Annotated in this window: 27 protein-coding genes and 1 pseudogene; 9 read left to right on the plus strand and 19 right to left on the minus strand. The window is 63.7% G+C overall.

Annotated elements, in window-relative coordinates:
• Positions 1–76 precede the first annotated feature (76 nt).
• A complete protein-coding gene (locus NOF55_RS08105) occupies positions 77–754 on the plus strand; it encodes a PA3715 family protein (protein ID WP_306410838.1) in 678 nt (225 codons plus the stop codon).
• A 70-nt stretch (positions 755–824) separates the two neighbouring features.
• On the opposite strand, the gene NOF55_RS08110 is transcribed toward NOF55_RS08105, so the two are convergent.
• Positions 825–1,730, minus strand: coding sequence for a LysR family transcriptional regulator (locus NOF55_RS08110; RefSeq protein WP_306410839.1), 906 nt, complete (start codon positions 1,728–1,730; stop codon positions 825–827).
• Positions 1,731–1,875: 145 nt separating this feature from the next.
• On the opposite strand from NOF55_RS08110, the gene NOF55_RS08115 reads away from it, so the two are divergent.
• Together NOF55_RS08115 and NOF55_RS08120 are read left to right on the plus strand one after the other, a co-directional pair.
• Positions 1,876–2,877: a zinc-dependent alcohol dehydrogenase family protein gene (locus tag NOF55_RS08115; protein ID WP_370868958.1), complete on the plus strand. Its 1,002-nt coding sequence runs from the start codon at positions 1,876–1,878 to the stop codon at positions 2,875–2,877.
• Between the two features lie 98 nt (positions 2,878–2,975).
• A complete protein-coding gene (locus NOF55_RS08120) occupies positions 2,976–4,001 on the plus strand; it encodes an aldo/keto reductase (protein WP_306410841.1) in 1,026 nt (341 codons plus the stop codon).
• Between the two features lie 140 nt (positions 4,002–4,141).
• On the opposite strand, the gene NOF55_RS08125 is transcribed toward NOF55_RS08120, so the two are convergent.
• Positions 4,142–4,642 carry a lactoylglutathione lyase family protein gene (locus NOF55_RS08125; protein ID WP_306410842.1) on the minus strand — a complete coding sequence of 167 codons (501 nt, stop codon included), beginning with the start codon at positions 4,640–4,642 and terminating at the stop codon, positions 4,142–4,144.
• A 132-nt stretch (positions 4,643–4,774) separates the two neighbouring features.
• A complete protein-coding gene (locus NOF55_RS08130; protein WP_306410843.1) occupies positions 4,775–5,335 on the minus strand; it encodes a DsbA family protein in 561 nt (186 codons plus the stop codon).
• Positions 5,336–5,531: 196 nt separating this feature from the next.
• Here NOF55_RS08130 and NOF55_RS08135 point away from each other — a divergent pair, with 196 nt between their 5' ends.
• The 5 genes and pseudogenes from NOF55_RS08135 to NOF55_RS08155 all read left to right on the plus strand — a co-directional run bounded on the left by NOF55_RS08135 (position 5,532) and on the right by NOF55_RS08155 (position 9,129).
• Entirely contained in the window at positions 5,532–5,891 is a 360-nt protein-coding gene (locus NOF55_RS08135) for a DUF4186 domain-containing protein (protein WP_306410844.1), read from the plus strand.
• A gap of 99 nt (positions 5,892–5,990) precedes the next feature.
• Positions 5,991–7,190 (plus strand): amidohydrolase family protein, encoded by a 1,200-nt coding sequence (locus tag NOF55_RS08140; protein ID WP_306410845.1) that lies wholly within the window; start codon positions 5,991–5,993, stop codon positions 7,188–7,190.
• A gap of 10 nt (positions 7,191–7,200) precedes the next feature.
• Positions 7,201–8,439 (plus strand): amidohydrolase family protein, encoded by a 1,239-nt coding sequence (locus NOF55_RS08145; protein ID WP_306410846.1) that lies wholly within the window; start codon positions 7,201–7,203, stop codon positions 8,437–8,439.
• A gap of 14 nt (positions 8,440–8,453) precedes the next feature.
• Positions 8,454–8,597, plus strand: a pseudogene (locus NOF55_RS08150) (ATP-binding cassette domain-containing protein); the annotation flags it as partial.
• 136 nt (positions 8,598–8,733) lie between these two features.
• Positions 8,734–9,129, plus strand: a complete 396-nt coding sequence (locus NOF55_RS08155; protein ID WP_306410962.1) for a hypothetical protein — start codon at positions 8,734–8,736, stop codon at positions 9,127–9,129.
• A 338-nt stretch (positions 9,130–9,467) separates the two neighbouring features.
• On the opposite strand, the gene NOF55_RS08160 is transcribed toward NOF55_RS08155, so the two are convergent.
• The 10 genes from NOF55_RS08160 to NOF55_RS08205 form a co-directional block, all read right to left on the minus strand.
• A complete protein-coding gene (locus NOF55_RS08160) occupies positions 9,468–10,088 on the minus strand; it encodes a helix-turn-helix domain-containing protein (RefSeq protein ID WP_306410847.1) in 621 nt (206 codons plus the stop codon).
• Positions 10,078–10,245: a hypothetical protein gene (locus NOF55_RS08165; protein WP_306410848.1), complete on the minus strand. Its 168-nt coding sequence runs from the start codon at positions 10,243–10,245 to the stop codon at positions 10,078–10,080. Before NOF55_RS08165 ends, NOF55_RS08160 begins: the two co-directional genes overlap by 11 nt.
• Before the next feature lie 173 nt (positions 10,246–10,418).
• Positions 10,419–11,276, minus strand: a complete 858-nt coding sequence (locus tag NOF55_RS08170; protein WP_306410849.1) for an HpcH/HpaI aldolase family protein — start codon at positions 11,274–11,276, stop codon at positions 10,419–10,421.
• Positions 11,273–12,328: an amidohydrolase family protein gene (locus NOF55_RS08175; RefSeq protein WP_306410850.1), complete on the minus strand. Its 1,056-nt coding sequence runs from the start codon at positions 12,326–12,328 to the stop codon at positions 11,273–11,275. Before NOF55_RS08175 ends, NOF55_RS08170 begins: the two co-directional genes overlap by 4 nt.
• Positions 12,329–12,480: 152 nt before the next feature.
• Positions 12,481–13,326: an ABC transporter permease gene (locus NOF55_RS08180; RefSeq protein ID WP_306410851.1), complete on the minus strand. Its 846-nt coding sequence runs from the start codon at positions 13,324–13,326 to the stop codon at positions 12,481–12,483.
• Between the two features lie 25 nt (positions 13,327–13,351).
• Positions 13,352–14,164 (minus strand): ABC transporter ATP-binding protein, encoded by an 813-nt coding sequence (locus NOF55_RS08185; RefSeq protein WP_306410852.1) that lies wholly within the window; start codon positions 14,162–14,164, stop codon positions 13,352–13,354.
• 29 nt (positions 14,165–14,193) lie between these two features.
• Positions 14,194–15,105: a substrate-binding domain-containing protein gene (locus tag NOF55_RS08190; RefSeq protein ID WP_306410853.1), complete on the minus strand. Its 912-nt coding sequence runs from the start codon at positions 15,103–15,105 to the stop codon at positions 14,194–14,196.
• Positions 15,098–15,979, minus strand: coding sequence for an amidohydrolase family protein (locus NOF55_RS08195; protein ID WP_306410854.1), 882 nt, complete (start codon positions 15,977–15,979; stop codon positions 15,098–15,100). Before NOF55_RS08195 ends, NOF55_RS08190 begins: the two co-directional genes overlap by 8 nt.
• A gap of 51 nt (positions 15,980–16,030) precedes the next feature.
• Positions 16,031–17,023, minus strand: a complete 993-nt coding sequence (locus NOF55_RS08200) for a PhnD/SsuA/transferrin family substrate-binding protein (RefSeq protein WP_306410855.1) — start codon at positions 17,021–17,023, stop codon at positions 16,031–16,033.
• Complete coding sequence (locus tag NOF55_RS08205) at positions 17,020–18,072, minus strand: ABC transporter substrate-binding protein (protein WP_306410856.1); 1,053 nt, start codon at positions 18,070–18,072, stop codon at positions 17,020–17,022. The genes NOF55_RS08200 and NOF55_RS08205 overlap by 4 nt, the downstream gene beginning before the upstream one ends.
• Positions 18,073–18,304: 232 nt before the next feature.
• On the opposite strand from NOF55_RS08205, the gene NOF55_RS08210 reads away from it, so the two are divergent.
• On the plus strand, positions 18,305–19,522 hold the full coding sequence (locus NOF55_RS08210) for a LysR family transcriptional regulator (RefSeq protein WP_306410857.1): 1,218 nt from the start codon (positions 18,305–18,307) through the stop codon (positions 19,520–19,522).
• Between the two features lie 28 nt (positions 19,523–19,550).
• Here NOF55_RS08210 and NOF55_RS08215 read toward each other — a convergent pair whose 3' ends face one another.
• From NOF55_RS08215 to NOF55_RS08240, 6 genes are all read right to left on the minus strand, one after another.
• Complete coding sequence (locus NOF55_RS08215; protein WP_306410858.1) at positions 19,551–20,243, minus strand: SDR family NAD(P)-dependent oxidoreductase; 693 nt, start codon at positions 20,241–20,243, stop codon at positions 19,551–19,553.
• A 3-nt stretch (positions 20,244–20,246) separates the two neighbouring features.
• Positions 20,247–20,963: an ABC transporter ATP-binding protein gene (locus NOF55_RS08220; protein ID WP_306410859.1), complete on the minus strand. Its 717-nt coding sequence runs from the start codon at positions 20,961–20,963 to the stop codon at positions 20,247–20,249.
• On the minus strand, positions 20,944–21,678 hold the full coding sequence (locus tag NOF55_RS08225) for an ABC transporter ATP-binding protein (protein WP_306410860.1): 735 nt from the start codon (positions 21,676–21,678) through the stop codon (positions 20,944–20,946). Before NOF55_RS08225 ends, NOF55_RS08220 begins: the two co-directional genes overlap by 20 nt.
• Positions 21,675–22,667 (minus strand): branched-chain amino acid ABC transporter permease, encoded by a 993-nt coding sequence (locus NOF55_RS08230; protein WP_306410861.1) that lies wholly within the window; start codon positions 22,665–22,667, stop codon positions 21,675–21,677. The genes NOF55_RS08225 and NOF55_RS08230 overlap by 4 nt, the downstream gene beginning before the upstream one ends.
• 10 nt (positions 22,668–22,677) lie before the next feature.
• Positions 22,678–23,559: a branched-chain amino acid ABC transporter permease gene (locus tag NOF55_RS08235; RefSeq protein WP_306410862.1), complete on the minus strand. Its 882-nt coding sequence runs from the start codon at positions 23,557–23,559 to the stop codon at positions 22,678–22,680.
• A gap of 122 nt (positions 23,560–23,681) precedes the next feature.
• Entirely contained in the window at positions 23,682–24,944 is a 1,263-nt protein-coding gene (locus tag NOF55_RS08240; protein ID WP_306410863.1) for an ABC transporter substrate-binding protein, read from the minus strand.
• Positions 24,945–25,165 lie beyond the last annotated feature (221 nt).

Genomic DNA, 25,165 nt, shown 5'->3' on the forward strand with positions numbered 1-25,165 from the left:
CCAATGCGGCACACGGGGAGAGGATATCGTCCGGGCAGCTTATCCGGCGGCCGAGAAAACATCGGATCACGAATTCATGGCAGAGGGCGCGACGATCACCTTGCCGCAGAGCGACTATATCGGCCTCCATCCGCATGCCGTCGTTTGCCGCATCTGGCCTGCGCGGCCCGAACTGATGCTGGTGGCCGTGCCGCTCATGAAGGAACAGCTGGACGACCGCAACGAAGGCGCTCTCGACCTGCTGGTGCTCGACAGCCGCACACTCCATGTCACCCACCGGCTGCGCCTGGACGACGCAATGTCCGACGATGCGATCCGGATCCGCAGCGTTGCTTTCGACACGGCCCGCTACCGGCTGGCCCCGGACAAGATGGCCTTCGGCCTGCGCCTCAGCCTCGAAGGCAGTTCACGCGCCAATCCGTTCGAGGAAGTGACCCTTCGGCTCTATGCCATCGAGGGCGACCGGCTGGTTCCCGTTCTCGACCGCATCGTCGTCCGGCAGAACGCCGGCGAATGGGACACGATGTGCTCGGGAGAGTTCGAGAAAACGACACGGACGCTGTCGATGGATTCACGTACCCACAAAGGGGCCGCCGATATCGTTGTCACGGAAAATGTTCTCTACACCGTTTCGAAGGTCGAAAACGGCGACCAGTGCCGCCAATATGAAACCAGCCGCGACCCTGCGAAAATCCGGCTCACCTACGACGGCAGCCAATATGTGGTTCCCGGGGCCCTGAAGGGGCTGAAGTAAGCGGTGCCATCGGGACAAGCAGGCCGACCGGCCGCTGTCCGGCGCATCCGTTTCCGAACAGGTCTGCCGCTCAGAACTCCGCGCGCGCCGGCAGTTCCGCCGCCAGCGCATCGATGGCAAGCCGCACCCTGAGCGGCAGATGCGGGGTCTGTGGCCAGAGCGCGTGGCTTTCGAACACCAGCCTCGGCTGGTCGGCCAGGAGCGGCACGAGCGATCCCGCCCGCACCCGCTCACGGATCAGCCAGCAGGGCAGCCAGGCGAGGCCATATCCGGCGACAGCGGCATCGGCAATCGCTTCCATGTCCTCGAACCGCATCCGGCTCGGCGGGGTGATGTCCAGCGGCTTTCCGCCCTCCATCGGGAAAAGCCAGGGCCGGACACGCCCGGCCCGGCCGTAGGTCACGGCCTCGTGGCTCCGCAGATCGTCCAGCTCCGCGGGCGTTCCCCGCCGGGCCAGATAATCCGGCGCGGCGCAGACGGTCATCCTCTGCAAGCCGATCCGGCGCATCATCAGCCCGGCGCCATCGCCCGGCGGGCCGTTGCGGATCGCCAGATCGAAACCGTCCTCGATCACGTCGACCACCCGGTCGTTGAAGGACAGGTCGAGTTCCAGCTTCGGATGGGCCTGCGCCAGCCGCACCAGGACCGGCGCGACGCAGCGGCGGCCGAACAGCACCGGCATGGTAACCCTCAACCGCCCTACCGCCTCGCGGCGCCCCGATTCCAGCACCGCCTCGCCGGCACGGATTTCCTCCAGCGCCCGCAAGCAGCGCTCGTAATAGATCTGCCCGTCCTCGGTGAGCGTCTGGCTGCGCGTCGTGCGGTGAAACAGCCGGACATCCAGCCGCGCCTCGATGCGCGCAATGGTCTTGGCGACGGCCGAGCGGGAAAGATGCAGTCGCTCGGCCGCCGACGAGAAGCTGCCGCTCTCGACCGCCGCGACGAAAACGCCGATGCCGTTCAATGCCTCGGACATATGTTTGTAGCCTTTTAGGAACCAATCAACGGAAATCATATCGCAACTGGCGCAATCGTTTCAACGCTATTGTCCGGTGGAAACGAAAGGAGACGCCATGACCGTCACGATCAAACCCGCACAGACCCTTGCCAGACGCTGGCAGATGACCGGCTTCGGCCGGGACAACCTCACGCTTGCCGAAACCCCGATCCCCTCACCCGGCCCCGGAGAAGTTCTGGTCAGGGTTTCCGCTGTCTCGCTCAACTACCGCGACAAGCTGGTGATCGAAAATGGGATGGGCTTCGACCTCGCCTTCCCCTTCACCCCCGCCTCGGACATGGCGGGCACCGTGGAAGCCGTCGGGGATGGCGCCGGCCGTTTCCGGCCGGGCGACCGGGTGATCTCGACCTTCTCGCCGGGCTGGATCGACGGCAAGCTTGCAATCGGCAATGCCCGCACGTTGCCCTACCGGACGCTCGGCGGCTCCCATCCCGGCGTGCTGTCGGACTATGTCAGCTTTCCCGAGGACTGGTTCGTCGCAGCACCGGCATCACTCGACGACGGCGAGGCGAGCACCCTGCCCTGCGCCGGACTGACGGCCTGGTTCGCGCTCGTCGAGTGCGGACGCCTGCATGCCGGCCAGACGGTGGTGGTGCAGGGAACCGGCGGCGTTGCGCTGTTCGGGCTGCAAATCGCCAGGGCGCATGGAGCCGAAGTCATCGTGACCTCCGGCAGCGCCGCGAAACTCGACCGCGCCAGCGCCCTCGGTGCCGATCATGGCGTCGACCGGACGGCGGAAGACTGGGCGGAAGCCGTCTGGCGGCTGACGGGCGACCGTGGCGCAGACCAGATTCTGGAACTGGCCGGCGGCGCGAACCTCGGCAAATCGTTGCAGGCGGTAGCCGTCGGCGCCCATATCGCGGTGATCGGCGTGCTGGACGGTTTCGAAATATCCGGCCCGGCGAGCCCCTTGCTGCTCAAGACCCCGACGATTTCCGGGATCAGCGTCGGCCATCGCCGGGCGCTGGAGGATCTGGTCCGTGCCATCGACCGGACGGGCATCAAGCCCGTGATCGACCGGCGCTACGGCTTCGCGGAGCTGCCCGCCGCACTGGATCATCTCGAACGCGGCCCGTTCGGCAAGATTGTCATCGACCTGGTGTAAGGATCGGGATGGCCGGGAGCCAGTCGGGGCCTATGTTCGAACTCAATTCGGGCGCATCCTCGTCCCCGGCAATCCAATCCTGCATGGAGGAATACAGCATGCGATACCGCACCCTTGGCCCGAGCGGGCTTCTCGTTTCCGAACTCTGCCTCGGCACCATGACCTTTGGCGGCTCCGAAGGCATGTGGGGCCAGATCGGCCAGCTCCGTCAGCACGAAGCCGACATATTGGTCAAGGCCGCCGTCGATGCCGGCATCAACTTCATCGACACCGCCAATGTATATGCCGGCGGCGAGAGCGAGCGCATCCTCGGCCGGTCGATCCGCAATCTCGGCCTCGCCCGCGACGATCTGGTGATCGCCACCAAGGTGCTCGGCTCGATGGGCGAAGGGCCGAACGCACGCGGCGCCTCGCGCTACCACATCCTCGAGCAGGCCAAGGCCAGCCTCCAGAGGCTTCAGCTCGACCATATCGACCTCTACCAGATCCACGGCTTCGATCCGCTGACGCCGATCACCGAAACGCTGGAGGCGCTGGATACCCTCGTCCGGCACGGCCATGTCCGCTATGTCGGCCTGTCGAACTGGGCCGCCTGGCAGATCGTCAAGGCCGTCGGCATTGCCGAGGCGCGCAGGCTTGCCCCCATCCTGTCGCTCCAGGCCTATTACACCCTTGTGGGCCGCGACCTCGAGCGTGAGATCGTCCCCATGTTGAAGTCCGAGAAGATCGGGCTGATGGTGTGGAGCCCGCTCGCCGGCGGCTTCCTGTCGGGCAAGTACAGCGGCGGCAGTACCGCCAATGCCGAGGGCCGGCGCGCAAGCTTCGACTTCCCGCCCGTCGACCTCGACCGGGGCGATGCGGCCATCGGGGTCATGCGGGGCATTGCGGAAGCGAAAGGATGCAGTGTGGCGCAGGTGGCGCTTGCGTGGCTGCTGCATCAGGATGTCGTGACCAGCGTCATCGTCGGCGCGAAGCGGATCGAGCAGCTTCAGGACAATATCCACTCCACCGAGGTCAAGCTCTCGGGCGACGATCTGGCCGCGCTCGACGCGGTCACGAAACTCCCGCCCGAATATCCCGGCTGGATGCTGGAGAGGCAGGCGCAGTACCGCCTCCCTTCCTGACGCAGCCGGCCGGCTGAAGCCATCTCCATTGGCGGGATGGCCCGGATTCGCGTCCGGGCCCGCCCTGCCGCAGGGCGCGGATCAGCAAGGGCAATGCGCATGTCTCGCGTTGGTGAGGCGGCTCGCTCCCGCATCGCTCGTCATGCGTAAGCGCCGGCCGAGTAGGTCAGCTCGTAGCTGTGGCTGTAGATTTCGATAATGTTGCCGAACGGGTCTTCCATGTAGACCATGCGGTAGGGCTTCTCGCCGGGGAAATATTCCCGCACCGGCATGCGCTGCCTGCCGCCGGCCGCGACGATCTTTTCCGCCAGCCCCTCCACATCCGGGTCCTGGACGCAGAAATGGAAGATGCCGCTCTTCCAGTATTCGAAATTGTTCTGAGGGCGCTCTGCATTGGGAAATTCAAAGATTTCCACGCCGACCCGATCTCCCGTCGAGAGATGGGCGATGCGGAACGAGCCCCATTTCTCGCCGAACACATCGCTGCACATCACACCGATCGCGGACTTGTCCTCCGAAATCGTGGTCGGCGGCATGATCAGATACCAGCCCATGACTTCGGTATAGAACTGGACGGCCTTGTCCAGATCCGTGACCGACAGGCCGATATGGGAGAATGTGCGGGGATAGACGTCAGGCATGATGTGCTCCGTGTAAAATGCTGCCGATGTAGGCAGAGACGTTTTACAGAGCGTTTCCGGTGAAAACGGGATCACCTTCAATGCTCCATCTCATTGTTTTTGTGCAATTGCGGCGCAAAACCGGCTCCCACCCTAGCTTCCGACGACCTTCCCGACCCAGCTCTCCACGTCGTCGCCGCTGCTCATGTCCGGCTGGACAAGGCCGTCGATCATGAAAGTCGGCGAGACATGGATGCCGTTTTGCCGGGCATACTTGCTGTGCCACTTGATCTCCCGGTCGAGATCGGCAATCGCGAAGGCCTCTTTCAGCCCCACCCCGCTATAGCCTTCCAGACGCTCGATGATCTGGTTGGGCGTGACATCCATGTTCGTGCCGCCGGCGTGATGGACGAATTCGAATTCCTCGCGATGCGCGGCGACGGCGGCCATCACTTTCCGTGCGGTTTCCTTGCCGCCCGGAAGGGTCGAGGCGGCGACGATGCAGCGGACGACGACACCCGAATACATGTGCCAGGGCTGCGATTGCAGCCGGATTTTCACCGTGACCCTGTCTTCGCCGGCCTGATCGAGAAACGCCGCCAGCTTGTTGAAGGCCTTGACCGAAAAAGGGCACGTCGGCTCCAGAAAGACTTCGAGGATACGCGGTCCGTTTCCCCAGACGAGCGGCTCGGCATTGCAGGCGGTTTTCGTCATGCTTCTTCCCTCGCATTTTGCTGTCGCGCCGCGGGAGCAATCTGTCTCACGCAAACGGTTTTGCTGAAATCGCAACACGGAGTCTATCACACAGGCGGCAGGCAAATCGGATTTCTTGAGGCCCGCGCCGGGGTATGAGGAGGTGTTTTCCCGGCATTCGTTTACACCGTCCCGCTCCGGGCGTATGGAATATTTCATGTCTTCCATGTTCGATGATCTGTTCGGGCGCCTCTCGAAATCGACATTCCGGAGCCGGTTTCGTCTCGGCCCGCGCGAACGCGCCTATCTTGAGGAAAAGGGTGTTCCCCTGATCAAAAGCCACGCCGACGATTTCATCGTCCAGCGGCTGGCTCCGGCCAACCCTGCCAATGACGGGAAGCAGACTCCGATGCGGGGCCACCCCGTCTTTATCGCTCAGCATGCAACCGCAACCTGCTGCCGCGGTTGCCTGTGGAAGTGGCACCGCATTCCCCAAGACCGGGCGCTGGACCCCGCCCAGCGCGACTATGTGGTCGCCGTCATCATGGAATGGATAGCAAGACAAACGGGGAAGTAGCGCTGCCGTGCCAGCCTTGCGAAACCACGGCGGGCACCTCGTCACCTGCCATTTCTCCGGGAAACACGGGACATGCTCCAGAACAAAGAGGGAGAACCGATGAGCCTTACCAGAACCGTTTTCACCAATGCCCGGCTGGCGGACGGGCGGCTGGTCGACATGACTGTCGCGGACGGGCGCATCGCCGCCATAGACCCCGCCGGCACCGTCGCCGGGGCGGCGGCGAAATTCGACATCGCCGGGCAATTGCTGGTGCCGTCCTTCGTGGAAGGCCATATCCACCTCGACACGAGCTTCTACGGCGACGCATGGGTGCCCCACCGCCCCTGCACCAACGGTTTCGACGTGCATGAGCGCGTCGCCTTCCAGGCCGGGAACATGGCGAAGGCCGCGCCGATGGAGGAGCGCGCCCGCAACCAGCTCGACCTGTGCATCGCCAACGGCGCGTTGCAGATGCGCAGCCATGTGATGGTCGACGGCTCGGTGGGACTGGCATCGCTGGAGACCATCCTCGCCGTGCGCGAGGAATACCGCGACCTGATCGACATCCAGCTCGTTGCCTTCCCGCAGAGCGGCATCCTGAAAAGCCCCGGCACGCCGGACCTGCTCGACGCCGCCATCGGCCTTGGGGCCTATCTGGTCGGCGGCCTCGACCCCGCCTCCTTCGACCGCGACGTGACCGCCCATCTCGACGTCGTCTTCGGCATCGCCGAAAGACGCGGCGTCGATGTCGATATCCATCTTCACGATGCCGGCACGCTCGGCGCCTTCACCATCGAAGAAATCTGCGCCCGCACCACGGCACTCGGCATGCAGGGCCACGTGGCGGTCAGCCACGCCTACGGCCTCGGCGACCTTTCGCACGACGCGGCCCTGAAGATCGCCGGCCTGATCGCCAGAAGCGGCGTGGCGATCATGACCAACGCCCCCGGCAACCACGCTTTTCCGCCGGTCGCGCTTCTGCGTGGCGAGGGCGTGACCGTCTTTTCCGGCAGCGACAACATCCGCGATTCCTGGTGGCCCTATGGCGACGGCGACATGCTGCGCCGCGCCGAGATCATCGGCTACCGCTCCGGCTTCTACACCGACCCGAACCTGGCCCTGGCCTTCGATATCGTGACGGCCGGCGGCGCGAAGGCGCTGCGGCTGCAAGACTACGGCATCGAAGTGGGCGCGAAGGCGGATTTCGTGACGCTGGACGCCGAGCACGTGCCGCAGGCCGTCGTCGCCGTGCCGAAAAACCGGCGGGTCTTCAAGCAGGGCCGCCTCGTGGCCGAGAACGGCCGGGTGCTGCGCTGAAGGAGGCGGCATGCTCTTCGATCTGGTGATCCGCAATGCGCGGACCGACGGGGCGGAAACGCCGGTGGATATCGCCGTGAAGGACGGCCTGATCGCGGCCATCGGCCCCGGTCTGCGCTGCGAGGCGGTGGAGGAGACGGATGTTGCCGGCGCCTATGCCTTCGGCGGTTTTGTCGACAGCCATGTCCATCTCGACAAGGCCTGCATTCTCGACCGCTGCGCGATGTGCGAGGGCACGCTGGCCGAAGCCGTGCGGGAAACGGCGAAGGCGAAGACGGGCTTTACGGCCGAGGACGTCCATGCCCGCGCCGCCCGTGTGGTCGAGAAGGCGATTTCCCACGGCACCACCCGCATGCGCAGCTTCGTCGAGATCGACCCGCGCGCAGGCTTCCGCTCCTTCGAGGCGCTGAAGCGGGTGAAGGCGGACTACGCCTTCGCCATTGACATCGAACTCTGCGCCTTCGCGCAGGAAGGGTTGACGCAGGAGCCGGAGACGCTGGCCATGCTCGACCGCGCCCTTGCCGAAGGCGCCGACCTCGTCGGCGGCTGTCCTTACACGGACCCCGATCCGGCCCGCCACGTCGCGCTGATCTTCGACCTTGCCGAGAAGCACGATGTGGCGGTGGATTTCCACCTCGATTTCGACCTCGATCCGAACCGCACGAACCTGCCGGCCGTGATCGACGAGACGGAGCGGCGCGGCTGGGGCGGACGGGTCTCCATCGGCCACGTCACCAATCTCTCGGCCATGCCCGCCGATGCGGTCGACGCCATCGGCCACAGGCTTGCGGCGGCGGGCATCGCCCTCACCGTGCTGCCGGCGACCGATCTTTTCCTCAACGGCCGGGGCGCGGAGACGCTCGTGCCGCGCGGCGTGGCGCCCGCCCATCGTCTGGCGGCGGCGGGCGTCGTCACGTCGATCGCCACCAACAACGTGCTCAATCCCTTCACGCCCTATGGCGACGCCTCGCTGATCCGCATGGCCAACCTCTATGCGAACGTCGTCCAGCTTTCCCGCGATGACGACATGCGGCTGGTATTCTCGATGGTCTCCACCGCCGCGGCACACCTTCTGCGCGCGCCCTCCGGGTTGGCAGTCGGCACGGAGGCGACTGTCGTGCTGCTGGACTGCCCGGACCCCGCCGCAGCCGTGCGCGAGGTGGCCCGGGTGATCGGCGGATGGAAACGGGGACGCAGGAGCTTCTGGAACGGCCGGATGAGCCTCTTTCCTCCGCGCAGCCAAGCCTGACCGCACCGGATACGCGGCTGCCGCATGCCCTGTCCGGCGGGCAGAAGCAGCACATGTGCATTGCGCGGGCGCTGGCTGCCCGCCCGAACGCGATCGTTTGCGACAGGCCGACATCCGCGTTCGATCCGCTCGTGGCAAGGGAAATCCTGCAACTGCTCCGCGCCCCTGCCCTTCAATCGGCCGTCGTTCAGGAAGAATGCGCAAATTCCGCTAAAATGGAAACTATTCCAATATACTCACCAAACTCCAGCCACCCCATAAGAAGCATGTCCTTTTCCATCAGAGGAAAGATTATTGGAATATTATTCTATATTGAACTTTCCGATTGGCAGTTTTACCTCAAGATCACAGAAACATAAAACGAGCCTTGCGGCAGGAGCGACTGAGATGAACACGGCCATGAACATGATGAACCCGATGATGAGCGGCATGATGCCCATGATGAATGGCATGATGCCGATGATGAACCCCATGATGATGGGCGGCATGCCCATGATGATGCCGATGATGGCGGGCATGATGAAGTGCACCATGACCGAGAACGGCATGATGTGCGAAATGATGCCGATGGACGGCATGAACAAGGACATGTTCATGGAATGCTGCAAGAACATGATGTCCATGATGCAGTCCGGCATGCCCATGATGATGATGTGCGGCGGCATGATGACGTGCTGCAAGACGGCCTGAGCGACACGTCTTTCATGAAGGAAGGCCCCTCCGTTCGGGGCCTTTTTCTTTTCCGCCGCATCTACAGATGACTAAGGTCAGGACCGATTAAATTGACACATTCTGCGTTGCGGATTTCGTGTCCGACGAGGAGGGAAGAGGCAGGAAATGCCGATCATTTTCAAATCTTTCCGACGACGTCCGGGCGCGAAATCCGCAACGCCCTGCGGGTTCGATCACATGGGCCGGCTGATCGCAAACAATGCTCGACAAGACCATCTAGTTTTGCCTTGCGCTTGTTTACTTCCATCCAATCTCATGTGATCTAACAGAACGCGTCAATTTAATAGATCCTGACCCTAGATATGCACGGCCTCGCGGAAGGTCGACACGAGGTAAAAGAGCGCATCGCCGCTGGTCATGTTCCGGTAGACATGCGGAACGTTGGCCTCGAAAACGATGGCATCGCCCTCGCCCAGAATATACGGGGCCTGCTTGCCGACGATGATTTCGATCGTCCCCACCGCCACGACGATGTTTTCCACCGTGCCATGCCGGTGCGCCTCCGCCTTTTCGGTGTGGTGCGGCGCAATCCGCACCTCGTAGAACTCGACCGTCCGGTCGCTTTCGAAAGGAAACAGGGCGCGGGTCTGGAACTTGCCATCGCTGCCATAGAGGATTTTCGCGGAGGCCCGGGTCAGCACGGCCGTGCCGTCCTCCTCGGCTTCCACGATCAGGGAACCGCACGGCACTTCGAGCGCCGCCGAGATTTTCGAGAGGATGCTCAGCGTCGGGCTGCTCTTGCCCGTCTCGATCTGCCCGAGCATCGCCCGGCTGACGCCCGAAAGCTTCGCCAGACGATCCAGCGAATAACCCCGCCTTGTCCGCAACCGGCGCAGGTTCCGTCCGGTCCTTACCCCGATCGCTTCTATCGGGTCGAATTCCGATTCGTCAGGCAGGGGCGCATCGTCAACGGCCATAATTCCACGGCCCCATCGTCATGGGCACGAAAGCCCAGACGGGCATCCACATCAGGACGGGCTGATACACCGCAGGCGTTGCCTGAACGTCTGCATGCTGGATCTTCGCATTGCGATATGCTTGCAAATCTATGACCTGCGCACTCTGGACAGCCATCTGCGTCTCCGTGTGTTATGCGCGAAAATATGCCCCGCATACACAAGGAATCAAAGGCAAGCCCACACAATTTCACCCCCGAACGGGAAACGCTTTTCGCCGGAACCCGGTTAACCCATCGACCGCCATCGTCGCCGAAAGCGCAAGCACGCGAGGCGTGAAGGCCGAGCGCTCTATTTAGCGGCGGCTCTTCTGGCCGCCTCGAGCGTCGCGAAGGAGCGGGGTGCGCCGCACATCATGAAGCGGAAGCCTTCGGCAGTCAGTCTCGCCGCATTCGTTCCGCTGACATGCGGATGTCCGACGACGACACCGTTTTCGTTGCAGATGGCGACGATCGCCGCCATCGCCTCGAGCACGGCCGGATGCTCGGTCTGGCGGGGATACCCCAGTTCCTGGCTGAGGTCGCCCTCCCCGATCAGGACCGCGCCGATGCCCGGTACGGACTTCAGCATGTCCGACAGATTGTCGATGCCCTTGGTATCCTCGATCTGGATGACGACGAGGATCTCGCCTTCGGGTGCGAGCGGCCAGACATCGGCCCGCCGATAATAGTCCTGCTGCGACAGGCCCCAGTAGCGCGCCGCCTGCGCGGGGCCGTCGCCGCGAATGCCCGCCGGCTCGTAGAGCGGCTTGTCCTTGAGCCTCGGATAGCGGCAGGCCGCGACGGCGTTATAGGCTTCCTCCACGGTGCTGACATGCGGCCAGACGACGCCGTAACAGCCGGCATCGAGCGCCTGTTTGGCCAGGAACTGGTTGAACTCGCCTCCATTGGACGGAATGCGCGCCAGCGGCGTGACGGCCGGCGCCGGCGACCCGCCCGCAAGAATCTGGGCACGGTTGAGAAGATATTGCAGGCTGTCGCGCAGGCCGACGATGTCCCAGCCGCGATGCTCGCCTTCGAAAACCACCCCGTCGTAACCCGAGGCCTGCAATTCCACGGCGAAGTCGCTGTTGACCGGGGAAAACAGCGAGAACGCGGTCTCGTTTCTTTCCAGCCTAGCGATGATGCCGTTCAGTCTGGCCGCAGTCATTGTGCCGCCCTCCGCCCGACCGAATCGTGTTGCTCCAGCGCCCTGAGCCGCCGGTCGAGGCGGGGATAGACCCGCCGGGCGTTGCCCTCGAAGATCCTGTGGCGCTGATCCTCCTCGAGAAAATCGAGAGCGTCGATATAGCGTTTCGTATCGTCGAAGAAATGGCCCGTTTCGGGATCGATGCCCTTGACGGCGCCCAGCATTTCGGAGGCAAAGAGGATGTTGTCGACGGGGATCACCCGGGTCAGCAGTTCGATGCCCGGCAGATGATAGACGCAGGTATCGAAGAACACGTTATCGAGCAGATGCGTATCGAGCGTCGGCCGCTTCAGTTCCTGCGCAAGGCCGCGATAGCGCCCCCAATGATAGGGAACCGCGCCGCCGCCATGCGGAATGATGAATTTGAGTTCGGGGAAATCCGCGAACAGGTCGCCCTGGATGAGCTGCATGAACGCCGTCGTGTCCGCATTGATGTAATGCGCGCCGGTGGCGTGGAAGTTCGGATTGCACGACGAGGATACGTGGATCATTGCCGGCACCTCGAATTCGCACAATTTCTCGTAAAGCGGATACCAGCTCCGGTCGGTGAGCGGCGGCCCGGACCAGTGCCCGCCCGAAGGATCGGGATTGAGGTTGACGCCAACGAAACCGAGTTCGTTCACGAGCCGGCTGAGTTCGGGAATGCACTCGGACGGATCGCGGCCGGGAAACTGCGGCAGCTGCCCCACGGGCGCGAAGTTGTGCGGCAGGAGTTCGCAGATCCGGTAGATGAGATCGTTGCTGATGGCCGTCCACTCGGCGGAAATCTCCGGCGAGCCGACGTGATGGGCCATGCCCGAGGCGCGCGGCGAAAAGATGGTCAGGTCGCCGCCCCGCTCCTTCTGTTTCCTGATCTGCGGCTGAACGCTCTCGATCAGCTCCTCGTCGGAGATTTGCAGCGATGCCCGCACCGCCTTTCGCGTCCCGTCGGCAAGGCCGGCAAGCTGCCGGTCGCGGAAAAGACCGAGTGCCGGCGGCTCTGTCGTGTAATGTCCGTGAATGTCGATGATCATCGCAGGATCGCTCCTCTTTAAAGCGATGCCGGCAAGGGTGCGGGAACGCGGTCTTGCCGGAATGGCCTGAAAACAAAGGGATGGAGCGTTTCCGGATGTCGCGGAAAAACGGAAACGCTCCTGGGGGTCGGATGAGAGAGGCCGATCCGGCCTTACTCGTCGTCGGTGAAGCGCCAGGGCGCGACCCAGTGCTCGAAGCGCAGGACGATCGTCGTGTAGACAATCCCCATCAGCATGAGACACAGGATCGGCACGAACATCGCCGCCGTCTCGAACTGGTTGCCGTATTTGATGATCAGCGCACCGAGCCCGTTGATCGCCGTGAAGAACTCGGCCACGACCATGCCGATGATGGCGCGCCCGATGCCGAGCCGGATGCCGGTCATCATGAAGGGCAGCGCGGCGGGAAGGATGATCTTGGTGAAGATCTGCGTTTCCGTCGCGGCAAAGGCCGTACCGACGTCGACGAGCTGGTTCGCCACGTTGCGAACGCCGCTGGCTGTATTGATCAACACGGGAAACACCGCGAGGATGAAGACGATGAAGAGTTTCGCCTCGAATCCCAGTCCGAACCACAGGATCACCAGCGGCGTGATGGCGACGAGCGGCGTGGCATAGAGCGCGTTGACGAGCCAGTCGGTCGCCGCGTCGACATAGCGGTAGCGGCCGATCAGCAGGCCGAGCAGGACACCGACGATGCAGGCGGTGACGAAACCGAGCGTCAGCGTCTTCATGCTTTCGAGGAAGGCCGAGACCAGTTCCCCGCTTGCGATCATCCGGTAGGCCGCGCCGACGATGTCGCTCGGATAGGCCATGAACAGCGGGTCGACCTGCCGTCCGAGCACTTCCCACAGGCCGAGCACCACGGCGATGGACGCCACGCGGACGAGCCAGTAGAGCCTTACGGGTGCGACGGGCTCGATATCCTCGATGGCATCCTCCTCGATGGCACCGTTCGCCTTGCCGGCCGTATCGGCCAGAAAACCTGTATTGGTCATTTCGATCCTCCCATCGAATGTATGTTCAGTTGCTTGCAGGCGTGTTCCGTATCAGTTCCCAGATACGTCCGCGGATCGCCTGGAATGCCGGATCGCCCCTCATAAGAGGCAGTTCCGGCCGCTCGGAGGGAAAGGGAACGGTGATGATCTCCTTCACCCGGCCCGGCTTCGCCCCCAGCACGATAATGCGGTGGGAGAGGTAAATGGCCTCGTCGAGGTCGTGGGTGACGAAAAGGATCGTCTTGCGGGTCTGGGCCTGGATGCGCAGAAGCTCCTTCTGGAGCACCTCCCGCGTCTGCGCGTCCAGTGCGCTGAACGGCTCGTCCATCAGCAGGATTGCCGGGTCGATGGCCAGCGCCCGGGCAAGCCCGATGCGCTGCTGCATGCCGCCCGACAGCTGGTGCGGAAACTGCTCGGCCGAATGTTCGAGCCCCACCAGCGCCAGCAGCTTTCTCGCCCGCGCCGCCCTTTCTTCGGCCGCCATTCCGTGCAGTTCCAGACCGAACTCCACATTCTCGCGCGCCGTGCGCCACGGAAGCAGGCTCGGCTGCTGGAAGACGAAGCCGCGGTCTCGGCCCGGGCTGTTCACCTCTTTTCCGTCGACGCTGATGGTGCCGGCATCGTGGCGTATCAGGCCCTGGATGATGCGCAGCAGAGTCGTTTTCCCACAGCCGCTCTCGCCGATGAGGGAGACGACCTCGTTCTCGTAGATATCGAAGTTGATATCGCGCAGCACAGGCAGAAGCGTAGCCGGATCGCCCGGCGCGTTTCGAACGCGAAAGGTCTTGCTGATCTCCGAGACGCCGAGCTTGACCCTCTCGGGCGCCGTGTCGGCCATGACATCCTCCTTGTACAATACCGATTGTTTCATCGTCCAAAATCCCGTGTTGCGTGGTGAAAAAGCTCATCGACCGTAAGGCGGCGCGGTATCAGGCCCTGCTGAAGGCTGTAGTCGATGATCATCTCGAGCGACGGGCGAAGCGCCTCCACGCCCAGCGGATTCATGTCGACACCGTCCTCGACGATGCCGTTTCCGGCCCTTTTGCTTTCGGCGATCGCCTCGAAGAAGCCGGCGGCGGCTCCGGGGCTTCGTTGCAGCAGGTCCTCGCTGACGACGACCATGTGGTTGATCGGAATGACGTTCGTGCGCTCGTACCAGCGTCTGGCGTCGCCTGCCGGATCGGCAATGACCGTCACGAGACGCTCGTCCTTCGGCAGGTCGTTGCCAAGGATCGCGGCGTCCAGCTCGCAGGCCTGGAGCATCTCGCCCGGCTTGCGGCCTTCCGGCGCGCGCCGTGCGATCGGTGGATCGGCGTATTCCGCCACATGCCCGTCCTCGAAGGTCATCCAGTCGATCTTTTCGAGATCGACGCCATATTCGTTGGCCAGTAGGCCCCGCACCCAGGCGCCTGTGGTCTGGGAGAAAGCGCGCACGCCGACCGTACGGTCTTCCAGATCCTTCGGACGCAGGATCGCCCGGTCCGAATTGCAGACGATGCAGCGATGCTGGAAGCGGGCAAGCAGGACGATCGGCAGCAGCCAGACCGGCTTGCCGTAGGCGCGCGCCTGCAAATAGGTCACGATCGCCATTTCGCAGATATCGTATGCCTGCTCGCGGGCCATCGGCCTGAAGGCGCGGGTGATCGGCGAAACCGCCTCGAAGCGCATCGTATCGTCGCCGTCGGCCGAAGCCGCCCTCTTCAGGGGGCCGGTGATGGCATAGTCGGCGACGGCGATGCTGACGGGCCTGTCATCCCTGGCGAAAACCGGCTTATCCATGACGGACCTCCGCCGGTTCTGCGGCGGCGAGCACCGGATAGAGGGTCTCGGCGGTCCGGCCGAAAATCCATGCGTTTTCCTCCTCGCTCAGGCAGGCGAGCGCATCCCTGGCGGCGCCGAGGAGCGCCTTGAGCCCTCCGGGAGACGCGGGGTGATTCGATCCCCACGCGATGCGCGACGCCCCGAAGCGGGAAACCAGCAGCGGAAAGAAATCCGCCGACGATGCGCCGGCCTTGTCCAGCGCCTCCAGCGCCCGCACGGTCAGCTTCAGATAGATGTTCGGATTGTCGGCGAGATCGAAAAGCCCGGCAGCCTTCGGGAAGGACGGACCGCCCGACAGGTCGGGCCGCGCCAGATGATCGAGCACCAGACGAACCTGCGGAAACTTTCCGATGATGGTCCGCAGGTCGTCGAGCCCGTCTTGCGTCATCTGCATGCAAACCGGAAGTCCCGTCGCTTGCGCATATTCCCATGCGGGATATGACCTCTCGTCCGTGAACCAGGTGGCCTGGCCGGGCATGGTGCTGCCTGTCGTGAACAGCCTGAGCCCCGTCATGCCCCGGCGTTGCCACTGTTCGATCTGGCTGACGGCATCGTCCGCCAGTATGTCGACGGACCCGACGGCGGTGAAACGATCCGGGTGGGCCTGAACGGCTTCGATGACATAGCTGTTGTCATGCCCGTAGCAGGTGGAGGCCTGGACGATGGCGGCCTTGTCGACGCCGGCCTCGTCCATGTCGGCCAGAAGCTGCTGGTAGGAAACCGGCCGCTCGGCCGACCACGACGACTGGTGTCCTCCGAGCGGCGCCCTTGGAAAACGGGCCGTATCGGTCGAAATGACGTGCGGATGTATATCAATGACGGCAGGTCGCATTGTTCTATCTTCCATGATTGTTTCGATGCCTCCGGCAATGCCGGATATTCCTCAGGCAGCGTTCGCTTTCCGCGTGTCGAGGAAGAGTTCCTCGACCGGTATCCGGCGCGGAATGAGTTTCTGCTGCCAGGCATAGGTGACAAGCGTTTCGAGGGTGGCGCGGTTGGCTTCCAGCCCGTTCGGCAGGGGGTCTTCTCCCACGAAGGGAATGACGCCGGCATATTTGTCACGATCGGGCACATCGGGGGCGCCGCTGCGCAAATCCGCCAGCCATCGCTGCTTGGCCTCCTCGAAAGCCTCGAACAGCACATCCGGTAGGAAGGGAAATGCTCTCAGAACATCGTTGCGCACGACGACGCAGCCATGAACCGGATAGACGCCGGTCTTGCGATACCAGGCCGCCTCCAGTTCCGGGGCATTGTCGAACAATTCCCGGTAGCCGGGCGTGTCGTCCTTGCCGGCCGCCTCCCATCCGGCGGTGGGCGCGCCGCTGCGCCCGATGCCGGCCCGGCTGGTGAACCCCGCCTGGATTTCGCCGCTCGCCATCATGGCGCTCAGCGATTTCCCTTCGGGCGCGTGCGAGACATTCGGCGGCAATTTCAGCGACGTCACATGTTCCTCGTCATCGACGATCCACTCGATCCTGTCGTTGTCGACACCGTATTCGTTCGCCAGGATGCCGCGGGTCCACACGCCGGTCGTCACCGAATAGGCCCGCACGCCGACCTTCTTGCCCTCGAGGTCCTTCGGCGCGTCGATGCCGGCATCGGTGCGAACCTGAAGCCCCGAATGATGGAACCGGCGGCTGAGAAAGATCGGCAGGGCCGTGATCGGAACGCCCGCCGCCCTGGCGATCACATAGGTCGTCGGCGCCAGTTCGCAGATGTCGAATTCGAGGTCGCGCACCATCCGCCGGAAGGCGGCGATGATCGGCGAAACCTCCACCGGCCTCACATCGACGCCCCGCAAGGGGACATCGCCATTCTTGATCGCGCGCGTGCATCCGTAGGACGCGATCGCCATGCTAAGGGAAGGACTGCTCATTGGGTGGCCTCGATCAACTTGTTTGCTTCTTCTGCGAAAGAAAGATCGACAACCCTGTCGAAGGGCAGCTTCTCTTTCTGGATGCCGAATTCGAGATTGAGATCCTGCATGTAGTCGATCTGCGTCTGCGTCAGCATGAGATCGCGCGAGTAGGTCTGGTAATCCCGGGTGAACTTGATCATCATCCGGCCCTGCGCCTCGTCCGCCGCGCCGACGACCGACTGATAGGCTTTCATGAAGGCCTCCTCCGCGCCGGGGTCGTCCATCATGAAGCGGTACATCTTGCCGTAGGCGGCCAGAACGCGGATCAGGCCTTCCGGCTTGGCCTCGACGGCCCGTTGAGAAGCATAGGAGCCCTGATACGGATATTCGGGCAGCTCGCTCCAGAAATCGGCGATCGCGCGGACCCCGTAGAATTCCTGCTGGTCGTAGACGTCGGTCATCGCCGGGCCGGCATCGACCTTGCCCGCGACGACCGACTTGAACACGGCGCCGCTGCTTCCGATGTTCACGAACCGCACCTCCGCCGGGTCCACCCCGTGCTTGCGCAGCAGCGCGACCACCATCTGATGAAGAAGGGCGCCGATCGCGCCGGTGCCGATGGTCTTGCCCTTGAGGTCCTCGACCGTCCTGATCTCGGGGTTGCTGGTGTAAAGGGCCTGGGCGATCAGCTGGTTGGCGCCGGCAACCACCTTGAGGCCCGCCCCCTTTTCGATGGCCGGCAAGACCTGCGAAAAGCCGGAGAGAATACAGATGTCGCTTTCTCCGCTGATCAGGCTGCCCATCAGCCGCGTGCCGTCGGAGACATTCGTCGTCGTCGTCTTGACGTTGAACGTGTCCAGGTAGCCCAGCTGATCGAGCAGCGCCTGCACGACCAGCGTCGCATTGGAGCCGGTATTCACGATATTGACGGTGTAGGGCAGATCCGGCAATTCGGCAGCACCGGCCGCCATGAGCCGGCTGAAGGGCGATGCGGCGGCCAGCGCAAGAGCGCCGCCTCCCACCCTGACGAAATTCCTGCGTGACAGGCACAAGCCATCAGTTTTCATGTCATCCTCCCGATAGACAAAGGAAGCCGCACGCGGCACCAGGGCCTCGCTCGATCTTCCCGATTCTGGATAGTTGCACCTCGAAACCAGCTCTCCTCAAAGCCGGATCGGGCGAATCCTCCACAGCCACTGGCTGCTCCTCGAAGACAAGCCTGCCTGAAAAATTTGCTTTTGCAAAATTAATTGACTAATCACAGCCATAAGATTTGGTTACATTCGAGATGAACGCATCATGAGGACGGATGAGACAAACCTGCGTCAGCTTCGGGCATTCGAAGCAACGGCGGCGCTGACGAGCATCAGCCGGGCGGCGGAGCGTCTGCATCTTTCCCAGTCCGCGGTCAGCCAGTCGATCGCCAGTCTGGAAGCCTCGCTGGGAACGGCCCTTTTCCAGCGCCGCCGCAACGGCAGCTTCCCGACGCGCGAGGGCGAGGCTTTCCTGGTCCGTGTCGAGCGGGCATTGCGCCGGATCGATGCCGCGCTGGCGTCGGTCGCCGAAGGCGGGCGAACGGTGAAGGGGGCGGGAGCACCGATGCCGGGAAACGTCACCTCGGTGCAGATTTCCGCGCTGATCGCCATCGACGAGCACGGTTCCTATTCGGCGGCAGCAGCCGCGCTCGGCGTCTCGCAGCCGGCTTTGAACCGGCACGCCCGCGATATAGAGACCATCCTGCGCCGGACCCTTTTTTCACGAACACCGCGGGGAAAGGCAACGACGCGCATCGGCCGCGCTCTGGCCCGCGAGCTTCGGCTTGCCATGAAGGAAGTGCAGTACGGACGCGAAGAGCTTGCCGTGCTGAAAGGGGAAGGCCACGGAACGATCGTCATCGGAATTCTGCCGCTCGGCGCCTCGCTTCTGGTCTCGCAGGCACTCGGCCAGCTATCGCTGACCTTTCCGAGAATGCGGGTGCGCATCATCGAAAGTCCTTTCGAGGCGCTTCTGGAACGGCTGCGGGCGGGCACCATCGATATCATCATCGGCACCTTGCGTCCGAAGCCGCTGACGGGCGACGTCACGGAACGGCCGCTCTTTCCCGACCCCTATTGCGTGGTGGTGCGCAAGGGCCATCCGCTGTGCGATGCCGGCAGCATCGCCGACATCGATCTTGTCAGGTACGAATGGATACTGCCGCGCCAGGACACGCCGAGGCGCATCGCCATCGAGGCGCTGTTCAGGCGCTTCGGCACGCCGCCCCACACACCGATCGAAACCAGCTCGATGGCACTGACGCGGGATCTCCTGTTGAACGGCGATCGCCTTACGCTTCTGTCACGCGACCAGATCCTGTTTGAGGAACGCCTCGGCCTTCTGAAAATCCTGCCGGTCGCCCTGCCGAACTCGTACCGCGTCATCGGGTCGATCGCGCGTTCGGACTGGCTTCCGACCGATCTCCAGAGGAATTTCCTCGCGCTTCTGACGGACTTGACGAAGAACGAGACGGGCCATTAGGGTGTATCCGCTTTTCGCCGGAAATGCCCTAGCCGATGGAATAGCCGCCGTCGACGGTGATCAGGGAGCCGGTCACGTAGCTCGCCTCCGGCGAGCAGAGGAAGGCGATGACGGACGCCACCTCCTCCGCCGTGCCCCAGCGCGCCAGCGCGATGCGCTCGTTGATCCGCACTGACCGTTCCGGGTCGGCCTTGGCCTTGGCCGCCATGTTGGTGTCGATCCAGCCGGGGGCGACCGCATTGGCACGAATGCCCTTCGCCCCCCAGTTCACCGCCATCGAGCGGGTCAGCGCCACGACGCCCATCTTGCTGGCCGCATAGGCGGGCGAGAGCTTCGAACCGAAGAAGCTCCACATCGAGGCGATGTTGACGATGGCGCCGCGGCTTTCCTCCAGCTTCGGCAGCGCGGCGGTGCAAAGCGTGAGCGCCGCCGTCAGATTGACGCGGATGACCTGCTCGAAGTCGTCCGTCTGCCACTCGCGGCCATGCCGCAGAATGCCCGCACAGTTGACGATGGCGGCGACCGTCGGCATGCCGTCCAGCACCGCGTCGATATCGTTCTTCGAGGTCACGTCGCCCCGGACGAAGGCGATGCCGGCGGGAAGATCCTCGTCCTTCTCCAGCCCGAAGCAGGTCACGGCATAGCCGGCCGCCGCCAGTTTCTCCGCCGTCGCCCGGCCGATGCCGGTGCCGCCGCCGGTGATGAGTGCGCCTTTTGTCATGGTCTACAGTCCCAGATAGCTTGCACGCAGATGATCGTCGGCCAGAAGCTCGGCCCCCGTGCCCTGAAGCGAGATGACCCCGTTTTCCAGCACATAGCCGTAATCGGCCATTTCCAGCACCTGGAACACGTTCTGCTCGATGATCAGGATCGTCAGGTCGCGGTTGCGGATCTTGGCGATGGATTCGAAAAGCCGGTCCGTCATGATCGGCGCGAGGCCGAGCGAGGGCTCGTCGAGCGCCAGCACGCGCGGCAGGGCCATCAGCGCGCGGCCGACGGCGACCATCTGCTGCTGGCCGCCCGAAAGGGTCGAGGCGTTGAGATGCTTGCGCTCCTCCAGAATGGGGAAAAGCTCGAACACCTCCCGCAGGGTCTGCTCGCGCCGCCCCCTTGCGCGGCGGTTCTTCGCACCGATCAGCAGGTTGTCGAGAATGGTCATGTCGAGGAAGAGCTGCTTGCCCTCCGGCGACTGCACGAAGCCGGCCTCGACGATCTTGTGCGGCGGCAGCGACTGGAGCGGCTTGCCCTCCAGCAGGATTTCGCCTTCCCTCACCTTCACGAGACCGGAAATCGTGCGCAGCAGGGTCGACTTCCCGGCCCCGTTTGCGCCGATGAGAGCGACGATGGAACCGGGATCGAGCGTGAGATCGACGCCCTGGAGCACCTGCTGGTCGCCGTATCCGGCCCGGAGGTTGCGGATTTCAAGTGCGGGACTGGACATAGCGTTCTCCGAAATAGGCCTTCATCACCTCGGGCTGGTTGACGACGTCGCGGGGGACGCCATTGGCGATCAGCTTGCCGTAATCGAGAACGATCACGCGGTCCGACAGCCCCATGATGACTTTCATCACATGCTCGACGATCAGGATGGTGACGCCCCGGTCGCGGACCAGCTTGACCAGTTCCACCATCTCGCCCGCCTCCTGCGGCGTCGCTCCCGCCACGACCTCGTCCATCAGCAGCAGTCGCGGCTTGGTCGCCAGCGCGCGGCCGAGTTCCAGCTTGCGGCGGTCGACCGCGGTCAGGTCGTCGGCATCGATGCCGGCCTTGTCCGAAAGGCCGAGGAAGTCGACGATCTGCTCGGCCTCCCTGCGCGCCTCGGCCTCCGAGCGGGTGCGCACGAAGGCGCCGACCATGACGTTCTCCACCACCGTCAGCCCGCCGAAGGGCTTGGAAAGCTGGTAGGTACGCCCGACGCCGAGCTTGCAGATATCCCACGGCGCCTTGCCGACGAGGCTTTGCCCGTCGAACAGGATGTCGCCGGTATCGGTCCTGAGCGCGCCCGCGATCATGTTGAAGGCGGTGGTCTTGCCCGCGCCGTTCGGGCCGAGCAGGCCGAGGATTTCGCCTTCGTTCAGGTCGAAGGAGAGTTCGGAGACGGCTTGCAAACCACCGAACCGCTTGGAAATGCCCTTGACTTCGAGAAGTTTGCTCATGCCTGCACCTCGCGTTTCGCGCGCCTGTCCAGAAAGCGGCCGAGGGGCGCGATGATACCCTTGGGGAAGTAGAGAACGGCGAGCATCAGGGCGATGCCGTAGATCACCAGATGCAGGCCGAGGATCTGCCCGCCGAAGGAGGCGCGCATGAATTCCGCCACCGGATGCAGGAGCAGTGCCCCGAGCGCCGGGCCGAGAATGGTGCCCTGCCCGCCGACGATGGTCATGATCGCCATGTCGATGGACAGGTCGATGCCCATGTTGCGCTCCGGATTGATGTAGCGGAAGAACTGGGCGTAGAAGGCGCCGCCGAGGCCGGTCATGAAGGCGGAGATGGCGAGCGCCGTCAGCGAGAAGCGCGTCGGGTCGATGCCGAGCGATTCCGCGCCGTCGCGGTCGCCGCGGATGGCCTTCAGGTAGAAGCCGAGGCGCGAGCGCTCCATTACCGCCGTCGCCAGCATGGCAAGCACCAGCATGGCGAGGATGATGTAGTAATAGGGCGCCTTGCCGTCGAACTGGAAGGCGAGGAAGCTCGACCCGCCGACCGGCGGCACCGTCAGCCCCTGCGCGCCCTTCAGCGAGATGCCGAGGAACACGTCGGTGTTCTCGAGCCAGATGCGCAGGATTTCGGCGAAGGCGATGGTGGTGAGCGTGAAATACGGCCCCTTCAGGCGGAAGGTGGCATAGCCCACGGGCACCGACAGCGCCGCCGCGAACAGGCCGCCCAGCACCATGCCGATCCACGGCGAAAGCCCGAGGCCGGTGAACAGCAGCACCGAAACATAGCCCGCCGCGCCGGAGAAGGCGGCGTGGCCGAGCGAGAGCTGACCGACATAGCCGCAGACGAAGTTCCACGCCGTCGCCATGTAGGCGAAATAGAGGATCATCGCGGCCGAGTGCAGGAAATAGGAATCCGGGAACACGACCGGCAGGAGCGCGGCGACGACCAGAAGCGGCAGGCCGAGCACGAGATTGATGTTGTTGCGCATGATTGCTCCTTCAGCGCCCGAGAAGGCCGGTTGGCCGGAACAGGAGAATCGCGATGAACAGGCCGAACGAGAAGATGGCGGCCGAGGTCGCGGTGACGAATTGCGAGGCGACGCTCTCGAAGATACCGAGCACGATGCCGCCGAGAATGCAGCCCGGAATGGAGCCGATGCCGCCGAGCACCACGACCAGGAAGGACTTGATGCCGAAGGAAAGGCCGATGGTGGGCGTGAGCGAGAAGAAGGGCAGGAGCAGCGCGCCGAACAGGCCGAGCACCGCGCAGCCGATGCCGAAGGTGACGTTGTAGACGAGCGGCACGTTGATGCCGGACAGGGCGGCGGCATCGCGGTTCTGCGCCGTGGCGCGGATCGAGCGGCCCATTTCGGAGTGCTTCAGCCACCAGGCGAGCCCCGCGGCCACGACGACCGCCGCAACGAAGGCGATGAGCCTGGCGAGGTTGACCGGCACGTCGCCGAGGAAGATCGATTCATAGGTGATGTCGACATTCACCGACCGCACGTCCGGACCGAAGACCATCAGCACGAGATTGTCGATCACGAGGAAGACGCCTGCCGTCAGAAGCAATGCCGAGGTCGGCTCGACGACGCCGGCCCGCTCGCGCTTGAACAGCGGCGAGATGATGACCTGCTGAACGGCGAAGCCGATGCAGAACAGGATGGGCACCGAGCCGATCACCGAGACGTAGGGATGCAGGCCGAAAACCGCCCAAAGCATGTAGGCGACATACATGGCCAGCATCAGGAAGGAGCCGTGCGCGAAGTTGATGACGCGCATGACGCCGAAGATCAGGCTGAGGCCAAGGGCGATGCCGCCATAGATGCCGCCGATCAGGATGCCGTTCACCAGCGCGTAGGCAAGCGTAAAGAGGTCCATGTCAAAGCTCCCGGAAGGAGAGAAGGGCCGTTCGACCGCCGGCAGAGGCAGCGAACACGCACGGATCGAACGGGCGGGGCGCGGAATGCGCCCCGCTCCTCATTCGACTGCGGAACGGACGGTCAGCGTTGCGACCACTCCGGAACCGGCCATGCCGGCTTGACGCCCGGAGCGCGGCTTTCCGCCGGCCAGATGGTGAGACGCTGGCCGTCGAGCGTCTGCGAGATCACACCGTGGGCGAAGGTGTTCTGCCCCTGCTCGTCGAACTTGATGCGGTCGAAGCCCTGGGCAAGTGCCAGACCAGAGGTGATGTCGGTGTCCGCCAGCGCGGCGCGGATCGCTTCCTTGTCCACGCTGGCGGCCCGCTCCAGCGCATCTTTCAGAAGATAGACCGCGCCGACGCCCTGGGAGGCAAAGGAATTGAGATCGTATTTGCCGAGCTTCCTGTAGCGCTCGTTGATCTCGACCAGTTCGGGATCCGGATTGTTGGAAAGGCTGTCGATGCGCCAGTCTTCCTGGATGAACATGTATTCGTTGGCCCGGGCCGGCACGGCCTCGTAATAGGCCGGATCCTCCGCCCCGCCGCCGACCGTATGAATGCCGAAGGGGATCAGAATCCGGTTCTCGAACATCTGGCGGGAAAACAGGATATGGTCGGGCGTGTAGGCCGCGACGATCAGCGCATCCGGCCGGGTGCTGCGGATTTTCAGGATCTGCGCGGTGAAGTCCACCTGCGCGGGCGGATAGCTTTCGTCGAGCGCGATGGTGAAGCCCCGCTCCGCGGCCAGCGTCTTGACGTTGGCGGCGTGGCTGCGGCCCCAGTCGGTGCCTTCGTAGAACAGGCCGATGGTCTTCGGGCCGGTGCCAAACTCCTCCGTCAGCATCTGGATGGCGTCGAGCTGTTCGCGCGCGTCATAGATCGCCTTGTTGGCCGGACGGAACACGTATTTGAAATTGCGCTCGGTGATTTCGTCCTTCACCGCACCGGTGACGATCCACGGCGTCTTGTAGCGTTCTGCCACTTCCGAGGCCGGGAAGGTCACGCCCGAATTATAGGCGCCGAGCACCGTCACCACGCCCTCACGCTGGATCAGGCGCTCCACTTCCGAGGCCCCGATATCGGGCTTGGACTGGGAATCGGCAAAGACCAGCTCCAGCTTCGCCCCACCGAGCGCGGCGACCCCGCCCTTTTCGTTGATCTGGTCAGCGGCGGCCTTCGCGCCGTTCATGGTCTGGTTGCCGATCGTCGCCGAAATGCCGGTGAGCGGCAGGACGACGCCGACCTTCACGTTTTCGGCCGCAAGGGCGGCGGGCGCGGCGGCGGCAAGCAGCGAAATCGCCCCGGCCGTCACCATGAAATTTCTTCGGTTGATCTTGGACGTCATGATAGCACTCCTCCCAGAGCTTGCAATAATGATGCATGATGCATCATGATTTAATGAATGCGATAATTCAGATTCGCCTCCTCACGCGAATTCCAGCGTCACCTTCCGGTGTTCGTCCTCGTCCCCGGCGGCCTCCATCACCATTCCCGCCGCTTAGAAAGGAAACCCGTCCCGCCCGAAAGGATGCCGAACAGCGCTCACCCGGACGCAAAGGCCGTCGT

The sequence above is a fragment of the Ectorhizobium quercum genome, from assembly GCF_026552795.1.
GTDB classification, from domain to species: Bacteria; Pseudomonadota; Alphaproteobacteria; order Rhizobiales; family Rhizobiaceae; genus Ectorhizobium; species Ectorhizobium quercum.